General features: G+C 56.5%; 15 protein-coding genes. 3 read left to right on the top strand and 12 right to left on the bottom strand.

The genetic code is table 11. The annotated features are described in order from the left end of the window. Positions 1-78: 78 nt before the first annotated feature. Positions 79-1,449 (bottom strand): ABC transporter substrate-binding protein, encoded by a 1,371-nt coding sequence (locus JMJ16_RS20045; protein ID WP_201384350.1) that lies wholly within the window; start codon positions 1,447-1,449, stop codon positions 79-81. Positions 1,450-1,892: 443 nt separating this feature from the next. Here JMJ16_RS20045 and JMJ16_RS20040 point away from each other — a divergent pair, with 443 nt between their 5' ends. Then, positions 1,893-2,120 carry a hypothetical protein gene (locus JMJ16_RS20040; RefSeq protein WP_201384348.1) on the top strand — a complete coding sequence of 76 codons (228 nt, stop codon included), beginning with the start codon at positions 1,893-1,895 and terminating at the stop codon, positions 2,118-2,120. Positions 2,121-2,310: 190 nt separating this feature from the next. Here the strand turns inward: JMJ16_RS20040 and JMJ16_RS20035 are convergent, their stop codons facing one another. Beyond that, on the bottom strand, positions 2,311-3,177 hold the full coding sequence (locus JMJ16_RS20035) for an aldo/keto reductase (protein ID WP_201384346.1): 867 nt from the start codon (positions 3,175-3,177) through the stop codon (positions 2,311-2,313). A 217-nt stretch (positions 3,178-3,394) separates the two neighbouring features. Between JMJ16_RS20035 and JMJ16_RS20030 the strand changes: the two genes are divergently transcribed. Continuing rightward, positions 3,395-3,661 carry a DUF6582 domain-containing protein gene (locus tag JMJ16_RS20030; RefSeq protein WP_201384345.1) on the top strand — a complete coding sequence of 89 codons (267 nt, stop codon included), beginning with the start codon at positions 3,395-3,397 and terminating at the stop codon, positions 3,659-3,661. A 209-nt stretch (positions 3,662-3,870) separates the two neighbouring features. After that, positions 3,871-4,809, top strand: a complete 939-nt coding sequence (locus tag JMJ16_RS20025; protein WP_201384343.1) for an MIP/aquaporin family protein — start codon at positions 3,871-3,873, stop codon at positions 4,807-4,809. A 72-nt stretch (positions 4,810-4,881) separates the two neighbouring features. Here JMJ16_RS20025 and JMJ16_RS20020 read toward each other — a convergent pair whose 3' ends face one another. From JMJ16_RS20020 to JMJ16_RS19975, 10 genes are all read right to left on the bottom strand, one after another. Further along, positions 4,882-5,952, bottom strand: coding sequence for an ABC transporter permease (locus JMJ16_RS20020; protein WP_201384341.1), 1,071 nt, complete (start codon positions 5,950-5,952; stop codon positions 4,882-4,884). A gap of 3 nt (positions 5,953-5,955) precedes the next feature. After that, on the bottom strand, positions 5,956-6,942 hold the full coding sequence (locus tag JMJ16_RS20015) for an ABC transporter permease (RefSeq protein ID WP_201368855.1): 987 nt from the start codon (positions 6,940-6,942) through the stop codon (positions 5,956-5,958). Between the two features lie 139 nt (positions 6,943-7,081). Then, positions 7,082-8,743, bottom strand: a complete 1,662-nt coding sequence (locus JMJ16_RS20010) for an ABC transporter substrate-binding protein (RefSeq protein ID WP_201384339.1) — start codon at positions 8,741-8,743, stop codon at positions 7,082-7,084. A gap of 185 nt (positions 8,744-8,928) precedes the next feature. Beyond that, positions 8,929-9,867, bottom strand: coding sequence for a GNAT family N-acetyltransferase (locus JMJ16_RS20005; protein WP_201384337.1), 939 nt, complete (start codon positions 9,865-9,867; stop codon positions 8,929-8,931). Positions 9,868-9,925: 58 nt separating this feature from the next. Beyond that, on the bottom strand, positions 9,926-11,554 hold the full coding sequence (locus JMJ16_RS20000; RefSeq protein ID WP_201384335.1) for a glycoside hydrolase family 3 protein: 1,629 nt from the start codon (positions 11,552-11,554) through the stop codon (positions 9,926-9,928). A 356-nt stretch (positions 11,555-11,910) separates the two neighbouring features. Beyond that, complete coding sequence (murQ, locus tag JMJ16_RS19995) at positions 11,911-12,843, bottom strand: N-acetylmuramic acid 6-phosphate etherase (RefSeq protein WP_201384333.1); 933 nt, start codon at positions 12,841-12,843, stop codon at positions 11,911-11,913. Between the two features lie 28 nt (positions 12,844-12,871). Beyond that, the gene (locus JMJ16_RS19990) at positions 12,872-14,149 is read right to left on the bottom strand and encodes an anhydro-N-acetylmuramic acid kinase (RefSeq protein ID WP_201384331.1); all 1,278 of its coding nucleotides are present in this window, start codon (positions 14,147-14,149) and stop codon (positions 12,872-12,874) included. Between the two features lie 32 nt (positions 14,150-14,181). Then, entirely contained in the window at positions 14,182-15,357 is a 1,176-nt protein-coding gene (locus tag JMJ16_RS19985) for an exo-beta-N-acetylmuramidase NamZ domain-containing protein (RefSeq protein WP_201384329.1), read from the bottom strand. 33 nt (positions 15,358-15,390) lie between these two features. Then, the gene (locus JMJ16_RS19980) at positions 15,391-16,254 is read right to left on the bottom strand and encodes a carbohydrate ABC transporter permease (RefSeq protein WP_201384327.1); all 864 of its coding nucleotides are present in this window, start codon (positions 16,252-16,254) and stop codon (positions 15,391-15,393) included. 15 nt (positions 16,255-16,269) lie between these two features. Beyond that, positions 16,270-17,211, bottom strand: coding sequence for a carbohydrate ABC transporter permease (locus tag JMJ16_RS19975; protein ID WP_201384325.1), 942 nt, complete (start codon positions 17,209-17,211; stop codon positions 16,270-16,272). Positions 17,212-17,407 lie beyond the last annotated feature (196 nt).

Here is a 17,407-nt window from a genome sequence, read left to right as displayed (position 1 = left end):
GGGCCTGCCGCCCTGTACTCCCGGGGAAGAAGGAGAGACAGGGCGACAGGCATATTACAAACGATAGAGAACAGGTGATCAGGAGTTCAGTTCGTTATTGATCTTGTTCTCGGCCTCCTTTAAGGCATCCTGGGGGCTGGCTTTCCCGAGCAGGGCCTTCTCAACGGCAGCGTCGAGCAGCGAGTGAATTTTGTCGGTATGTGGGCCAAAGTTGTCGGCATAGCCGTAGGTCGCGGCCTCGAAGAGCGTCTTAAAGCCAGGATGCTGCTCAAAGTAGGAATCGTTAGCCAGGCTCTTGAGCGAAGGCAGGGCGAAACCGGCATGCAACTGACTGCCCTGGACATCTTTGCCTGTCATGTACTGGATCAACTCCCATGAGGCTTCGGGATGCTTCGTGCTGGCGTAGGCGGACCAGGAGTTGGTAAAGATCAGGTCCGCACGTTTGCCATTGGGGGCCAGGGGAACTGGCGCGATATCATAGTCCACATCAGAGAAGTTCTGCTGCATATAGGGGATGAGCCATGGACCTTCCAGGGCCATCGCCGCGCGCTTCTTACCAAAGGCATCGCCAGCCCAGCCGGCCGCGACATCCCCAGGCTGTACCGAGGAACCATCCTTCTGGAAGCTGGTGTAGAAATTGAGCGAATCGATGCCTGCCTGGCTGTTAAAGGCCGAGGCGGAACCATCGGAATTAAGCACCTTGCCACCATCGGCGAGCATGAAGGGGAGCCAGCGCTGTGAAGCAGCTCCCAGGGTAATGCCATAGGTTGAAGTCGCTGCATTGCCGGACTTGGTCAGCTTCTTGGCCATGGAGCGCATATCATTCCAGGTCCAGTTTGCCGTTGGTAGACTCACGCCCGCGTCCTGGAACATTTTCTTATTGTAGAAGACGCCCAGGGTACCCCAGTCCTTTGGCAGGCCGTAGACCTGACCGCCCTTACAGCTAAAGGGCGTGATCAGAGAATCATAATAGTCCTTGGTGCTCACATTCGACTTGCTCATGTAGGGCGAGAGATCGAGCAATTTGCCTGCAGTGATGTACTCGGGTGCCATGTCGGTCGAGAGATAAAAGACATCCGGTACATTTCCACTGGCAATATTAGCGCGCATCTTGGTCGCGTAGTCGCCAGTGATGGGGGACCACTTCAATTTAATATTGGGATGAGCGTCCTCGAATTTCTTCAAGTTTTGCTGGACCAGCGCATCCTCAGCGGGTGAGGAGGACCAGCCTGCGACGGTGAGGGTCACGGTGCCGCTCTCTTTATCTGCGGTCTTATCGTTGGTATTGCCGGGGCAGGCGATATAACTATTTCCGCCTGTGAGTCCCTGGTGCGTATTTCCGCTGCCTCCATTGCCGCCAGAACTGCCGGTATCGCTCCCGCCGCAGGCTGTGAGCAGGAAGACCAGGAGAAAGGTAAAGAAAAGTGAAAATGTGTGGCGTTTCTTCATGAACGGCCAGCCTCCTACTGTTGTGCCGCATCTTTGCGACACGTAATAAGGCAGGGTTAGTAGGGTAGTGGGTGCGTGCGGGCAGCCAAAGGCCGCCCGCACGCACCCACTACCCTACTAACCATCCTATGCTTTCTATCCTCTAAAACACAAAGATGGCGAAAATGGTTACAACTCGGCGGGAAAAGAAAGGGCCAAAACGAGCACAACCTATAGCTAGAACAAACAGTACCAGGTGACAGAGGCAGTTAAAAGTAACATTTTGGGCGTACACGGGTTTCGTAAGTATTCCACATAGCAAGAAAATACGGTATAGTAGTAGTGTGTGTAGTTCATAGGCTTTGTGTGTGTAGGCTTATGAACACAAGTAATGCATGTGTCTGTTCAATTTGAGAGGTACGCAATGAAGCCGTACCATCTTGAAAATCAATGAGGAGTTTGTCATGGACAACAAGGCACAAGAGTGTGTTCGCATTGGGCGCTATCAATCTTGCCTGGAGAACGGCACGTTAAAGTTCTACTACCACCAGGTAGGGGACCCCAGTGGTTTCTATGGCAGTATGGATGCCGAGGAGATGCTGGGCCTGCTCAATTTGCTCTCGCGGCATAAGGAGGACATCTACCAGGCTGTGAACGCGAAGGAGAATAGCCGTTACACAACAGGCATGTAGGCCTGTGCAGCCAGGGAAATTGTCATAGCTCTAGCATCCCGAACGGCAATGAGGCCGCCTGGGAATGCAGGAGTGATGAGACAGTTTGCACCTGGCAATGAAGGAATGCGGGAGGACGCGTAAGTGTGTGGCGCGTCCTCCCGCGTATTTTTTAGGTGCGCACGCAGTATAGCGCTTGCTCGTCCTCTCGTTATACGAAGAGTGGTTCCATGCCCAGGCGGTCGACCATGCCCTGCATCTCATGTTCAGCAGGTGTGGTGCTGGCTTCGAAGCGGCTGGCCGCGTCGAGTACCTTGGGAAGCAGTGTGACATCGCCTACTGTGTTGAGGAAGATGCCGGGGCGGCTCAGTGCCCAGTGGACCGCGCGATCAATATCTTCCTGCGCCGTGAGTGGCGCGTACCAGGTATTATGTGTGTGATCGCGACCCATATAGGGGCGATAGGCGATAGACTTAATGGTTTGCACCGCCACATTGCGCTGCTGGCAGGTTGCTACTAGCGCGTTAAAGTTCTCCGCGTAGTAGGAATTTTGGAGGGTGAGATAGTTGTAGGGCAGGAGCACCGAATCGAAATCAAAGCGTTCAAGGCTGCGGCGATGGGTCGCGGCGATCTGCAACCCATGCCCGGTCACGCCAATGGCGCGTACCAGCCCCGCTTTTTTTGCCTCAATGGCTGCCTCCAGTACGCCTCCAGGACTAAGTGCGATATCCCATTCAATGGGATCGGCCAGGTTATGTAGTTGCCAGAGATCAACATACTCCACCCCCATGCGTTCAAGCGAGCGGTGAAGTTCCTCGCGAGCCTTATCTGCCGTGCGTTCGCCGGTCTTGGTCGCGAGAAAGAAGTGGTCGCGATGCTGCTTGAGCCAGGGGGCCAGGCGTAGTTCCGCCTCGCCATAGCTGGCGGCGACATCGATATGATTGACGCCATGCTGGAGCAGTACCTCAAGGGTCTGATCCGCCTCGGCCTGCGAAAGGGAGCCGAGAGAGGCCGCCCCAAAGAGGGTACGTGTGCTGAAATGGCCAGTACGACCAAAGGGGAGTGTGGGAATTGACATGTTAGTATGCACCTTTGCTAGATCGCTTGTTTGATAGGCGACGGATAGATGGACATGTATGAAGCGTCATCTCTCATCTTGTAGATAACCCGGTCCTAAAAGTATAGAGTATTTTCCTGCCTGAACGCAAGGTTGGCTTGTCTCTTCTCTGACACGAGCTCAAGAGAAACACTCCCTTCTCGCGCATCGTGATAGAGAGAGAAAGGAGCGTTTTGCTATGAGTAAACTCTCAGATAAAGATAAAGAGAATCTGCCAGAGAGCGCCTTTGCCTTTCCTAAGGAGCGCAAAGAGCCGCTGATTGACGCGCGTCATGTGCAGGAGGCCGTCGCGCGCTTTAACCAGGTGCAGGGGGTATCGAACGAAGAGCGTGAAGAGGCCTGGCATCGTATTCAGAAAGCAGCCAAGAAATTTGATGTTGAACTGCGTGAAAACGATTGGCATGATTTGTTTGAGCAGAATGAGCGCGAGGTTCCTCGCGATTAGATGGAGCATATCCATAGCAAGAGAGGCGCGCACAACCGCGGTCGTGCGCGCCTCTCTTGCTATGGATATACTCCGGCGTGGTCTTGAGAAGAGAGGAGTATGTATGTTATTTATACTAAAACTACGTAGGTCGAGAGATAGGTATTGCTGCGCTTGTGTGATATGACGAGATGTTTATCCTTAGTCCAAGATGAGAGTTTGAGAAGCATATGGCAAATCGAGCAGTACATCCAGCTACGCCCCTTGCTGGGGTAGGTGGCGAGGCGCTGGCCGAGTTTATCGGGACCTTTGTGCTCGTGCTGTTAGGAAATGGCGCGGTCGCTTCCTTCCTTCTATTCAACAATATCGCAGGGACGAACGCCTTTTTTGCTAATACCTGGCCGGTAGTCTTTTTCGGGTGGGGTTTTGCGCTGATGCTGGGCATCTATATCGCGGGCGCGATTAGCGGAGCACATCTCAATCCGGCGGTGACCATAAGTTTTGCGGCCACCAGGCGTTTCCCCTGGAACAAAGTGGGGCCCTATATCGTGGCGCAGTTCCTTGGCGCGTTTGTGGCGGCGGCCTTCCTTTTCTTTGTCTATCGTGGTGCAATCACGCATACACTAGGTGGGGCGTCCTTGAATGCCGCCAATGTTAATAAGGTAGGCTTAGCCTTCTACACGGGGAAACGAGATTTTGTGGGTCTGTTTGGAGCGTTTTGTGCTGAAGCGCTGGGCACAGCCATGCTCGTTGGCTTGATCCTGGCAATTGTGGATGCACGCAATCAGCCTGTGCAGGCGAACCTCAATCCCTTGATCATTGGCCTGGTGCTTGCAGCTATTGGTTGTTCGCTTGGCATAATTACCGGTTTTGCGGTCAACCCTGCGCGTGACTTTGGTCCGCGTCTGTGGATGACCCTGGCTGGTGGTGGATTGGGCGCGCTGAATAGCTACACCTGGGTCCCCATTGTGGCGCCCATTGTGGGCGGGCTGATCGCGGCCTTTGGCTATGACTATACTATTGGGCGCGTGCTTGCGGAACGTGGCATGAGGCGTTCGGGCACAGCCGTAACGCGTGGCGAGGCAGTGCGTGAGCCAGATATGCATGTGGATACAGGTGGGCGTCCAATTCGCGAAGAGGGTCGCGGGAGAACATTCCGCGAGCGCTAAGCAGTAGTGTTGACGAAGATGGAGAGCGCCCTGGCAGCCTGTAGCTGCCAGGGCGCTCTCCATCTTCGTCAATTAAGACTCTAGAGGGGGAACGAGGACAGGCGTTGCCTCCTCGGCAGAACGCTTTTTGTGGCGTGGCAGGCGCATGATCTCGCTGCGTAGGCGTGGATCGGCGATCTCATCGAGACCAATATTGATAAAGGTCAGGCCCGCTGAGAGGAGCGCGATACACAGGCCGGGTGGCACGAACCACCACCAGGCGCCCTGGATGAGTGCTGAACTATTCTGTGCCCAGAAAAACATGCTTCCCCAGCTTACACTGCGAATATCCCCCAATCCCAGGAACTCTAGGCCCGCAATCGCCAGAATAACCGAGATCATGGTTCCCACAAAGCCCGATGCTACGATGGCGATCATATTCGGCAGGACCTCGAAGAAGATAATACGCCAGGTGGCCTCACCGGTGGAGCGTGCCGCCTCGGTGAAGTCGCGGTTACGCATCGAGAGCGTCTGGGCGCGGATGATGCGTGCGTGTCCCGGCCAGCTGGTAAAAGCAATTACCAGGACGACCGTGAGCGGTCCCTTGTAGGGGATGTAGGCCGCCAGGATGAGGGCCAGGGGAAACCCGGGGAGCACCAGGAAGATATTGATGAGCAGTGAGAGCAATTCATCAATTAGCCCCCCAAAATAGCCCGCCGCCAGGCCAACGATAGTGTAGATGAAGGTCACCAGCACGCCAGCCAGCAGACCCCAGAGGATGGAGGAGCGCGTCCCATACATGAGTTGGGCAAAGACATCCTGTCCCGCCTGGGTCGTGCCCAGCCAGTGATCGGCGGACGGAGGCAGGAGGATATCGGTGGTCAGCGCGTTGGGGTCATAGCGTACCAGGAGCGGCCCGAAGATTGCGAGCAAGAAAAAGAGGCCAACAATAAGCGAGCCGACAAGCATATTGCTATTCATGGTGAATAGCTGCCAGCAGGCGCGCAGGATGGCCCCTGGCAGGGAACGTCGGCGCGTTGACGCGTTCGCGCTCAGTAGTTCCATGCCTGTAGTAGGCGTCGTCGGCATAGGTATCCTGGAGGGGTGATTCGGTTTTGCCTCATCAGGTTGAGGAGCGGAGGTAAAGGGAGGGGTTGAACTCATGGCTTAGCTCCTTTCCTGGCGCACGCGTGGGTCCAGCACGGTATAGAGCATATCGGCGATAAAGTTTGCGGCCAGCACTGCCAGGGTGAGCATCAGGAAGAGGCCCTGCATGAGGGCATAATCCTTGTTAGACACAGATTGTACCAGGGCGAATCCGATGCCGGGATAGGAGAAGACCAATTCGGTCAACAGTTGTCCCGTGACGATAAAGCCCAGCGCCAGGGCGAAGCTAGTTACACTGGGGAGAATGGCGTTGCGCGCCGCGTAGCCAAACATGACGTAGGCGTTGCGCAGTCCCTTGGCACGCGCCATCAGGACATAGTCCTCTGAAAGCGTCGTGATCATAGCATTGCGCATCGTTAGCATCCAGCCAGAGATGGAGGAGACGATAATGGTCAGCGCGGGAAGGAAGGCATGGCTGAGCACGCTGAGCAAGAAATCAATATTCCAGCCAGGAAGCAGGTCCTCGTCATAGCCACCATTGAGAGGAAACCAGTGGAGCATAAAGGCGAAGACATAGAGCACGATCAGCGCCAGCCAGAAGTACGGCACGCCCGAGATCAGCATCATGAAGGGAGCAAGCACAGAGTTGATGCGTGTGCCGCGTTTCCAGGCGTTGAGGATGCCCAGGGCTGTACCGATAATGAAGCTGAGGATCAGTGCGATTAGTCCCAGGGTCAAAGTCCAGGGCAAGCGCTGCACGATGATGTCACTGACTGGGGTGGGGAAGTAGCTGGTCGAGATGCCCAGGTTCCCATGCAAGAGGTTGGTCAGGTACTGGCCATACTGCACCCAGAGCGGATCATGCGAGATGCCAAATTGGACCTGGATGGCTTGCAGCATCTCGGGATCGACGTTTTTATCGCGGAAGCGGGCCATGATGGCCTGGGCCGGATCGCCCGGGACCAGGCGAGGCAGAAGAAAATTGAGCGTCAGCGAGATCCATAGTGTTAAGAGATAGAAGCCGACACGGCGTATGGTATGAGGCATACGCGCAGACCTCCTTTGGTTTTTTCCGGTTCTTCGCGCCTGCGGCGCTTGTCCTGATTAGGGGGTGTGGTTGTAGTAGCCTGCTACTTGCGTACGCGGCTACTGCACCCCACCCCCTACGGTGTAAATTCATAAAGGCTTATCTGGGCCTCAGGTGTAGCGTCACCTGGAGCGGAGAGGCTGCTGTGGTAAACGGATTTTGCGCCGATGGCCAGCCATCGAAGCGGGACGAGTTATAGATGAACCAGGTTGGTGCGTCCAGCAACGGAATGGTCGGAATCTTTTCGACAAAGATCTTTTCGAGACCATAGATGGCCTGCTTCTGGATATTAGGATCGCTGGATGCGGCAAACTGGTCCAGGTATTTGTCGGTAGTGGCATCTTCCCAGCGCCCGAAGTTAGAGAGCGAATTCGCCCCGATTGGTGCGCTCCGCTTGCTGTAGAGGGTGCGATTAAAGTAGTAGTAGGGATTGAGGCCACCGCCATCATTATCGATGGTGATGTCGTACTGCCCTAGCTGCTTGTTATTGTACCAGTCAGTATAAGAGAGAGTATTGACGCTGGCATCCATGCCTGCCTCTTTCAGGTTATCGGAGGCAATCTGGGCCAGGAGAATTTCATCGCTATAGGTATTGGGCACACTGATCTTGAACGAGAGGCGCTGCCCACCTTTGGCATAGATGCCATCACCGCCGCGGGTATAGCCAGCGCTCTCCAGAAGCTGACGCGCCTTCTGGACATCGTGCTGGAACTTCAGGTTCGCGTACTCAGGCGCGAGATAGGACCTGGCGTTGGGCAGGATAAGTGCTGTGGGGCTGGCGACCTGCTGGTAGCCATTCTCGGCCACCTTGGACATCTTCTCGCGGTCGAGAGCCGCGCTAATGGCCTGGCGCACCGCGACATCATTGAAGGGGGCCTTGGCGTTGTTTGGATAGAACATCACGGTCTGGTTGGGCACGAGCCAGTAGTGATTATGTTCGGGATCGCGTGCAACAAAGCTCTTCTGAATATTGGGAGCAAAGACGTTGGCCTGGTCTAGCTTCCCCGAGATGAGTTGAAGCTGAAGCGTATCGTTGCTCTTGTAGATTGGGTATTTGACATGCGCGAATGCAGGCTGGCCGCTCTGCCAGTAGTACGGATTCTTATCCAGGGTCACAAGTTGCGAGCTAAAGGAGCCTAGCTTAAAGGGGCCGGTACCAACGGGATTGGAGGCGGTGTACTTGGTGGGATCGCCCACAGATGACCAGATGTGTTCTGGCAGGATCTGCAACCGTCCGAGATACCAGAGGAGTGGTGTGTAGGGGGTATTCATGTCAAGCACGACCGTATGAGTATCAGGTGCTGTGACCTTAGTGAGATACTTCCAGACATTACTGACATCCAGGCCAGAATATTTATGCATCAAATTGAAGGTAAAGGCGACGTCGGAGGCCGTAAAGGGCTTGCCATCATTCCATTTGACGTTGTCGTGCAGGGTAAACGTCAGTCGCTTATTATCGGGCGAAAACTTATATGCTGTAGCGAGCCAGGGATTCATGGTGCCGTTGGCATAGTTCGTGAAGAGCAGCGTTTCGTAGATCAATTCAGAGGGAGGACCACCCGAAGCGCCGGTATAAGGATTAAAATTTTGTGTATACTGGTCACCAACCTGACCTATCCACAATGAATCGGCCTTCTGCGCTGAAGACCCTGAGCCACCACAGGCGGTGAGTAGCAAAGTGAGAAGCAGGGCCAGGGAAAGCGCAAGCATACCCCTCTGCTTCTGGCGCCGCGAGACAGCGCGAAACAGCGTTGTAAACATAGAGAAGCTCCTTCAAGGATGAGTAGGAAATGGTCATTTTACCTCATCTCTATATACACGTAAGATATGCACGTATAGATGATAGATAGGTGTTAGAAGAGGCTTCTCAAGAGGAAGGAGTAATGTTAGGAGAGGGGATGGTGCGTGCTGACGCCACCAGCACGTACCATCATCCCCTCTCCTAACTATAATTCGCGCCAGGAGGGTTGGTAGGTGCGCCAGTTCTCGTAACCGAGCTTCCCATAGAAGTCGGTCAGGACGAGCCAGTCAATATAGCAGTTGCGGACACCGCGTTGTTTGAGGATCTCTGAGGCGTAGGCCACCAGGGCGATGCCAATGCCTCGTCCGCGCTCGGAGACGGCCACTCCGACTGAACCCAGGGAGCCAGCGTCCTCGCCCAGCAGACCCTGCCAGATGACATCGGTACGCTCAGGGTTGGACTGGGGGCATGATGTGACGAGCGAGCCAACTACGCGCTCTCCATCGAAAGCGATGAGCAGGTCCTGGTAATCGCCCACGCTCGCCATATAGTTCACCGCGCGCAGCCAGTTATAAAACTCGCGCTCCTCGAAGGCTCTGAGTGCGTCAATCGTCTCGGGGGTGGCAACCTCAAAGCGAATGCCCTCGCGCTGCATACGCTCAACAATACGTGTGGGGATGCTAAAGTCGCGCAGGTCGCGGACCATGTCATAGACAATCTCATCCAGTTGCCAGCCTTTGCGGACGAAGAATGGCGCGACGGGCAGGTTGGTTGGCACGCCGCACCAGAAGCGTGGATAGATGCTGCCAAGCTGGATGGCGCGCAGACCTGGCTGCTGTTGCAAGTAGTTGAAGGCCACATCATGTAGCTCACTGCCGATTCCCTGGCGTTGTTTATCAGGGGCGACCAGGAGTGCGGCGAGATGTCCAACTTTGTCGTGTCCCCGTGGGCTCTGGAAAGTGGCCGCGAAGGCGATCAGCCTGCCCTCCTCGCGGAGAGCAAAATGGTGTGCCTCTGGCCCGTTGAGAACCAGTTGGATGCGCTCGGCATTAAGCGGCCATTGCGAGCCAACAGTGCTCTGCCAGAGCGTGACCAGGTCGTCCAGGTCGCGTTCTGGCTCAAAGATAGCAAAATGGTGTGCCATAGCAAAAAGAACTTTCTTTCTTAACCTCTTGCCTGAGGGATTGCTGGTTATGGGTGTGCTATTCTGCGTGGTGGCCCCGCTCGTGCAAGCCAGGAATGCTTACTGGAAGCTTGCCCTGAGCGGTCTGTTTGCCTTGTAAGACATCCAGCGCAGCCTCAAAGGCTGGCAGGGTGTATTCATAGGTGATCAGGTAGGTTTCCAGCTCGGGGAAGGCCAGTAGGTCATAGGGGTCATAGACGGCCAGGCCAATGACTGGCTTCTCCTGTTGTAGCAGGGAGTGTACCAGGTCCGCCTGGGGCTGATAGCGGTTCGCGTTAACAGTGACGACAATGAGAGTGGAACTGCTGGCAATGGCCTCTTGCAGCTGGGCCTCCGTTGCCTCGTCGCGCTGACTGGGGACGGCCAGAACCTCTGCCGTGGGGAAATGCTCCGTAATAGCGACCTGGAGTTCCTCCCGCGAGGGGTAGCGGTCGGCGGCGAAGGTGGCGTGATCGGTCTCTGGGAAGAGGAAGAGCGGGTGCTGTGCTTGTTCGCCTGTCACGGGTACAAGCTGCTGGGCGTTGCGTACCAGGGTGGTCGAATGTGCAAAGGCGCGCTTGCTCAGGTCGAGATGCTCGGGAGTCGCGATCTGGCGCACACTCTCTTCCTGTGGCAAATCGTCCCAGGAGAGGTAACTGGCCTTGAGCTGGAGCACACGCTCGGCGGCGCTCGTGATCTGAGCTTCTGTTAGTTCGCCCTTCTGCACGGCCTCAAGGACTGCGGCAAGGCCTGCCTTCTGATACTCGTAGTGATGGGAGATCAGGGCGATATCGACACCAGCTTGCAGGGCCATCACCGTCCCGCGTGGAATGCCAACCGTGTCCGCCAGCGCGTTCATCTCCAGGCAATCGGTGGTGATAACGCCATTAAAGCCCAGGCGCTCGCGCAGGAGTCCCGTAATGATCTCGCGGGAGATTGTCGCGGGTAGCATCTCCTCTTTCATCAAAGCTGGAAGATAGACGTGCGCGATCATGATTGAATCGGCCCCGGTGGCGATGCCAGCGCGGAAGGGCACCAGTTCAATCTCCTCAAGGCGTTCGAGGGTATGCGGGATGACCGGCAGGGCCTGATGGGAGTCGACAGAGGTATCGCCATGGCCGGGGAAGTGCTTCAAGTTAGTGATGACGCCTGCTTCCTGGTAGCCCTTAATCGCGGCCGCGAGATGACGCGAGACGCGGGGAGCATGCTCACCGAAGGAGCGTACACCGATGACCGGGTTGGCGGGATTGTTGTTGACATCGGCGACCGGGGCCAGATTCATATTGACGCCCAGCGCCTTAAGCTCTTTGCCCGTTGCCAGGGTTATCTCGTAAGTCTCCTGTTCGCTATCGATGGCGCCAAGGGCCATATTGCCAGGGAAGCTCGTCGCGCTTTTGCCGAAACGGCGCACCATGCCGTTCTCCTGATCCGTCGAGATCAGCAGGGGGTAGGGATGGCCTGCATCGCGTGCGATACGTTGTAGCTCGCTGGTAAGCTGGTGGACCTGGTGGGCGCTCTCGATATTGCGCGCGAAGAAAATAATGTTTCCGACATGGTGATTCTGGATTAAATCAATGATTTCAGGCGTTGGGGTGGTACCATAGAAGCCAACACTGAGCAGTTGCCCGATCTGCCGCTCAAGCTCCATGCCTCGGGTGTAATCAGACATGTGTCCCCATCCTTTCTTCACCAGGCTGTGCAAGCCGTGTGAAGCGAAAATAATATGTTTGACGTACAGGCGCGTCATACCAAATCCTGTAGAAGGAAGAGAGGTGTGGGCAACATCCCTGTCTGGATTCCATTTCACAACGCCGCTGCTGCGACTCGCCTTCGGCTACGTGAAGCGAAGAGGCTTCCCCGCCATTCCCGCGTAGATGATCAATCTTCCATAGAACTTGATTCAAAACGCGCAAAACAACTATAGCTGGCATGCATCGCGCTCGTCATTGACCGCAACTATCACAATATTATCACATTCTTCGATATAGAGGTCATGTAATAGGTCTTTCGTTTGTGTGTGCCAGGTTACTCTGCCTGCAAGGCCGCAAGGGTGGCGCGCAAGACCTGCTGGTGTGCCGCGAGATGCTGGCGTGCCTCTTGCGGGCTGACATGAGCGCGCGCTACCACAATCGCGGTTTTGGTCTCTCCATCGCATTGGGCAAGCAGAGCATCGGCCTGCTCCTGCTCAATGCCAGCGATAGTCTGCACGATCTTGCTGGCCCGGCGCTGGAGCTTATAGTTTGAGGCATGCACGTCGACCATCTGATTACCGTAGGTCTTGCCCAACAGAATCATGACACCAGTACTAAGCATATTGAGCGCCATCTTCTGCGCGGTGCCCGCCTTGAGGCGCGTGGAGCCACTGACAACCTCGGGACCAACCACGGGCGCGATCATGATATCGACGGCGGAGTGCAGGGGCGTCTGTGAGTTGCAGGCGAGTCCCACGGTCAATGCGCCAACCTCGCGGGCGTATGCGACAGCCCCCAGGACATAGGGAGTGCGCCCACTGGCGGCGATGCCAACCACAACATCTCTGGCCTCAAGATGCAACTGTTGCAGGTCGGCCTTGCCACCCTCGGGGCTATCTTCCGCTCCCTCGACCGCCTTCAGGATGGCGGGAGGACCGCCCGCGATCAAGCCTATCACTAACTCTGGTGGTGTGCTAAAGGTGGGGGGACACTCCGAGGCATCCAGAATGCCCAGGCGACCCGAGGTGCCTGCGCCAAGATAGATCAGGCGCCCTCCCTGGCGCAGGCGTTTGGCACTCTCCTCCACGGCACGCGCGATCTGAGGTAGTTCTTGCTGTACAGCCAGGGCGACCCTGGCGTCCTCCGTGTTCATGACCTGAACAATCTCAAGCGCGCTCATTTGGTCGATTTGCGCGCTGGCGGGATTGGCCCCCTCAGTCTCCATAGCCTGAAGATTGAGTTCTGGCTGTCCTGATGAACTCGACATATATGCGTTACTCCTGGTGGTGTGTTTACTATTGCCGTGTGCCCGGTGCGGGCACAGTGTTTTGTATGAGGTGCAGACGGTGCAGCATGGGATAGTTGCATGCTGTGCTTGTCTCCTCCTCGTGTGCCAGGTCTGCGTGTACCTGGCGGAGAAGCTGGCGATAATTGCGCCCTGGCACGATCTTGCCCAGGATGGCGGGGGCGCTTGCCCCTGTGCTGCTGGGTAGATTGTTGGCGCGGCCATAGAGGCACTCATGCCCCAGCAGGGCGAAGAGGATACCCTCCTTGGCCCCAGCGGGTAGGCCCGTCTCTTCGAAGAGGCGGACTCGTGTGGTGGGAAGGCCCGCCTGTAAGCCCTGCATGAGTACAGGGTTATAGCCACCACCACCACCGACCAGGACCTCATCCAGGTGTGTCGGACCATAGGTGCGGTAGGCGTGAATGATGCTTTCGATTGTGATGGTGGTAAGCGTCGCGATGGTATCTTCGGGTGAGAGACCCGCGTCTGCGGCCTGGGCGATGAGCTGGGCCGCGAAGACATCACCAAACAGTTCGCGCCCGGTGGTTTTGGGGGGCAACTGGTGAAAATAAGGATGGGCCAGGACCTGGCTTACCAGGCCCTCATCAACTGTGCCCTGGCGTGCCAGTGCTCCGTCGCGGTCAAAGTGGAGCGCCCCTTGCGTGTAGTGGCGGACTGCGGCATCGATAAGCACATTGCCCGGGCCGGTATCAAAGGCGTAGGCCCCGGATGGACCCTGGCCCGCCGGGAGAAAGGTTACGTTGCCAATGCCACCTATGTTTTGCAGGGCGCGTGTCTGTTGCGGGTCGCTAAAGAGCAGGGCGTCAAAGAATGAGGCCAGGGGCGCCCCCTGCCCACCCGCAGCGACATCAGCCACGCGCATATCAGCCACGACGCTTATGCCCAGGCGTTGCGCGATCACCGCCGCCTCGCCGCTTTGCCAGGTTGAGCGGACGCGTCCAGGTTCAACGAGGTGATAGAGTGTCTGCCCATGAGAGGCGACCAGGTCAATATCAGCGCGTGAGACCTGCTGATGAAGGCAGAAGGTCTCGACGGCTTCGGCGAATGCCGCCCCCAGGAGAAAGTTTAGCTCTGTCAGGTCCGCCAGGTGCGCCTGTGGCGTGCGCAGTATGTTGAGCACCTGTTGGCGCAAGGATGCGGAGAAGCTGGCCTCTTCATATGCCAAAAGGCGCAGCGAGAGTTCGCCTGGTGCGACAGGCAGAAACTCGCATAGGGCCAGGTCGATGCCGTCAACGGAGGTGCCCGAGTTCAGGCCAAGTACGCGCATAGGATGTGTGCTCCTTTCGTTCTCACATGCCATCAGTCCTGGTAGAGCAAGAAAGGGGCGCGTCGCTGCGCGAAAGCAGCCAGGCCATCCTCCCAATTCGCCGTGATCTCTGCTACGCTTGCGCCGGCCTCCAGGGCCAGGCGCACCTGGTCGCTGCCGCAGAGCAGGTCGAGAAAATAGGTGCCGTTCTCACCCTGAATCCAGGTCCGTGAGAGCTGCGAGAGGCGGCGCAGGTCCGCCAACAGGTGTAGCCCCAGTTCCATAAGAGGGATCTGTGTCCGGTCTAGCAGGTAGACCTGTATGCCTCCACAGCGTGTCTGAGCGTGTTTGGAGAAGGTTGGCATGAAATAGAGCGGACGGAAGGCCACTCCAGGCAAGGCATGGGCTGTGAGAGTCTCCGCCAGGACGAAGGGATCGATATCGGGAGCGCCCAGGATTTCAAAGGGGCGCGTCGTGCCGCGTCCCTCAGAGCAACTGAGACCTTCAAGCAGACAGGTCGCTGGGTAGAGTGCCACCGCGTCCAGCGTCGGCAGGTTGGGTGAGGGCTGCACCCAGGGCAGATTGAGCTGATCAAACCAGAGATCGCGCCGCCAGCCCCGCATCGCCACCACCATGGGTTCAGGCAGCGCATGTTCAGTGGCATACAGACGTGCGAACTCGCCGACCGTCAGTCCATGGCAGACGGGGATATTGGCGATGCCGACAAAGGAGCTAAAATCTGGATGAAGGATATTGCCTGCCAGAAGCTGGCCACCAAGCGGATTGGGGCGATCCAGAACCACAAAGAGTAGCCCGGCCTCCGCCGCGGCCTCCATGGCGTAGACCAGGGTTGAGAGATAGGTCGCGTAGCGCACGCCGATGTCCTGGAGGTCGAAGAGCAGAGCCTCCAGCCCCTGGAGCATCTCGGAACGAGGCCGCCGGGTCTCGCCATAGAGGCTGTAGACTGGGAGGCCGGTGCGTGAGTCTGTGCTGGCCTGCACATGCACACCGGCCTGGGCATCGCCGCGAATACCATGTTCGGGTCCAAAGAGTGCGCAAAGCTCGAAGCGCGGGTCGGCGTGCAGGAGATCAACGCCGCCCTGAAGCGCCCTGTTGATACCCGTTGGATTGGTAATCAGTCCCAAACGTTTCCCGTGTAGGCTTGGCACTCCTCCCGCCAGTAAGACATCGAGTCCATTCTGGACGACAGCGTGGGTGGACCCCTTCATGAAGATACTCCTTTCGCTCAACAGGTCATGGTCTTATCCCTTGATCGCGCCCATGCGCACACCGGAGAGGAAGTTGCGCTGGAAGATCAGGAAGAAGATGATCATCGGAAGCGCGGCCAGGGCAGCGCCTGCAAAAATGATACCATAATCTGTGGTGAACTCGCCCTGCAAGCTTGCCACCCCAACGGAGAGCGTATAGTGATTGCTGGACTGCAATACGATCAAGGGCCAGAGGAAATCATTCCAGTGCTGGACGAAGGTAAAGATGGCCAGTGCGCCAACCGCGGGCCGACACAGAGGCAGGATCACATGCCAGAAGACACCCATCTCGCCACAGCCGTCTATACGAGCGGCATCCAGCAGCTCTGTGGGGAGGGTCTGGATATACTGGCGCATCAAGAAAATGCCAAAGACATTGGCGAAACCTGGTAGAATTACGGCCCAGAGCGAGTCGATCAGGTTGAGCTGTTGCGTGATCAGGTACATAGGAACCAGGGTCACGTATGTTGGAATCATCATCGTCCCGATCACGACCCAGAAGAGGATGGTACGGCCAGGAAACTTACGTTTCGCGAAGGCATAGCCAGCCATCGTATCGAAGAGAAGATGGAACAGGGTAATAACGATGGAGATCGTCAGGCTGTTTGCGCCCCAGCTCCAGTAATCGGTGGCCTGGCTGAGCAGGCGCTGGAAGTTCGATATGTTTGCGTGTACGGGAAAGAAATCCGGGGGCGTCTTGAGCGAAAATGTGGTCGGCGTAAAGGCCGTCACATAGAGCCAGTACATCGGCCAGAGCGCGATGACAGCAACGATAAGGAGCACGAGCCAGGGTGCGACGCTTCCCCATTTGATCCTGCGCGGAGTCACGCTCCGCTGTTTGAGTTCTGCTTGAGCCATTACTGACACTCCCACCTAGTATTCCACATCGCTGCGGAGCATACGGAACTGTACCACAGCTACGGAGGCGATCATCAAGAAGAGGATAAAGGCTTGCGCGGAGGCAACGCCATAGCGCGACTGCTGGAAGCCATTTTCGTAGATCTGCGTTACCATCACCTGAGTGCTTGTTCCTACCCCGCTCTTGACCATAACAAAGAACTTCTCAAAGACCTGGAAACTGGCGATGGTATAGAGCACGACCAGGTAGAGCGTGGTTGACTTGATCAGCGGAAGGGTGATGTACCACCAGCGTTGAATGGGGCCAGCACCATCGATCTGAGCCGCCTCGTAGAACTCGGGTGGAATGCTGGCCATGGCGGCATTAAAGAGCACTACGCCGGTCGCTGGAATGGTGAGCACCGTAGAGAGTGTGATGCTATTGAGCACCACATTGGGATCGGAGAGCCAGCGGACGGGGACGATATGCACCAGGCTCAGTAAATAGTTGAGCATGCCATATTCAGAGTTGAAGATCCACTTCCAGGTAATCGCTATAATGACGGAGCTGGAGACCGCGGGCAGGTAGAATGCCGCCAGGAAGAAGGTCTTCGCGATCTTGCCGCGCTTTTGAATCAGCCCGGCGAGGACGAGCGCGATCAGAATATTGGCGATGACGGTAATGACTGTGTAGTAGAGGGTATTCTCGATAGACTTAAGGAAGATACCCCCCTCTGTGGTGAAGGCCGAGACGTAGTTTTTGAGGCCAATCCACTTGCCGGTCGTCACGATATCGCTATCCTGGAAGGAGATGACCAGCGCCCACAGGATAGGAAAGAGCGTGAAGATGGCAAAGGTAAGCATGCTGGGTAGGATGAAGAAGTAACTCCAGCCGTGCTTTTTCAGAGTGCGCCCAAACGCACCCGATGGGCGAGACGGCGTGCGCTTCTCCGCACCTGACAGTGATATGTCTGACATGACCATTCTCCTGTGATGATGTTGAAAGGGTCAGGGTAGTATGTTGCGAGAGGAGAGGACCGTGCGACAGACGATTGTGACGCCGCTAGTATGCCCCGAGGTGAGTCAGGTGCCCCCTTATACCTATGTACATCAGGAGCAGGCTGTGCCCTTCATGGCTCAGGGGAAGCACGAGTGTACAAGAACGTGCCTGTAC

The organism is Ktedonobacter sp. SOSP1-52 (assembly GCF_016587395.1).
This window is presented reverse-complemented; position numbering and strand designations above follow the sequence as displayed.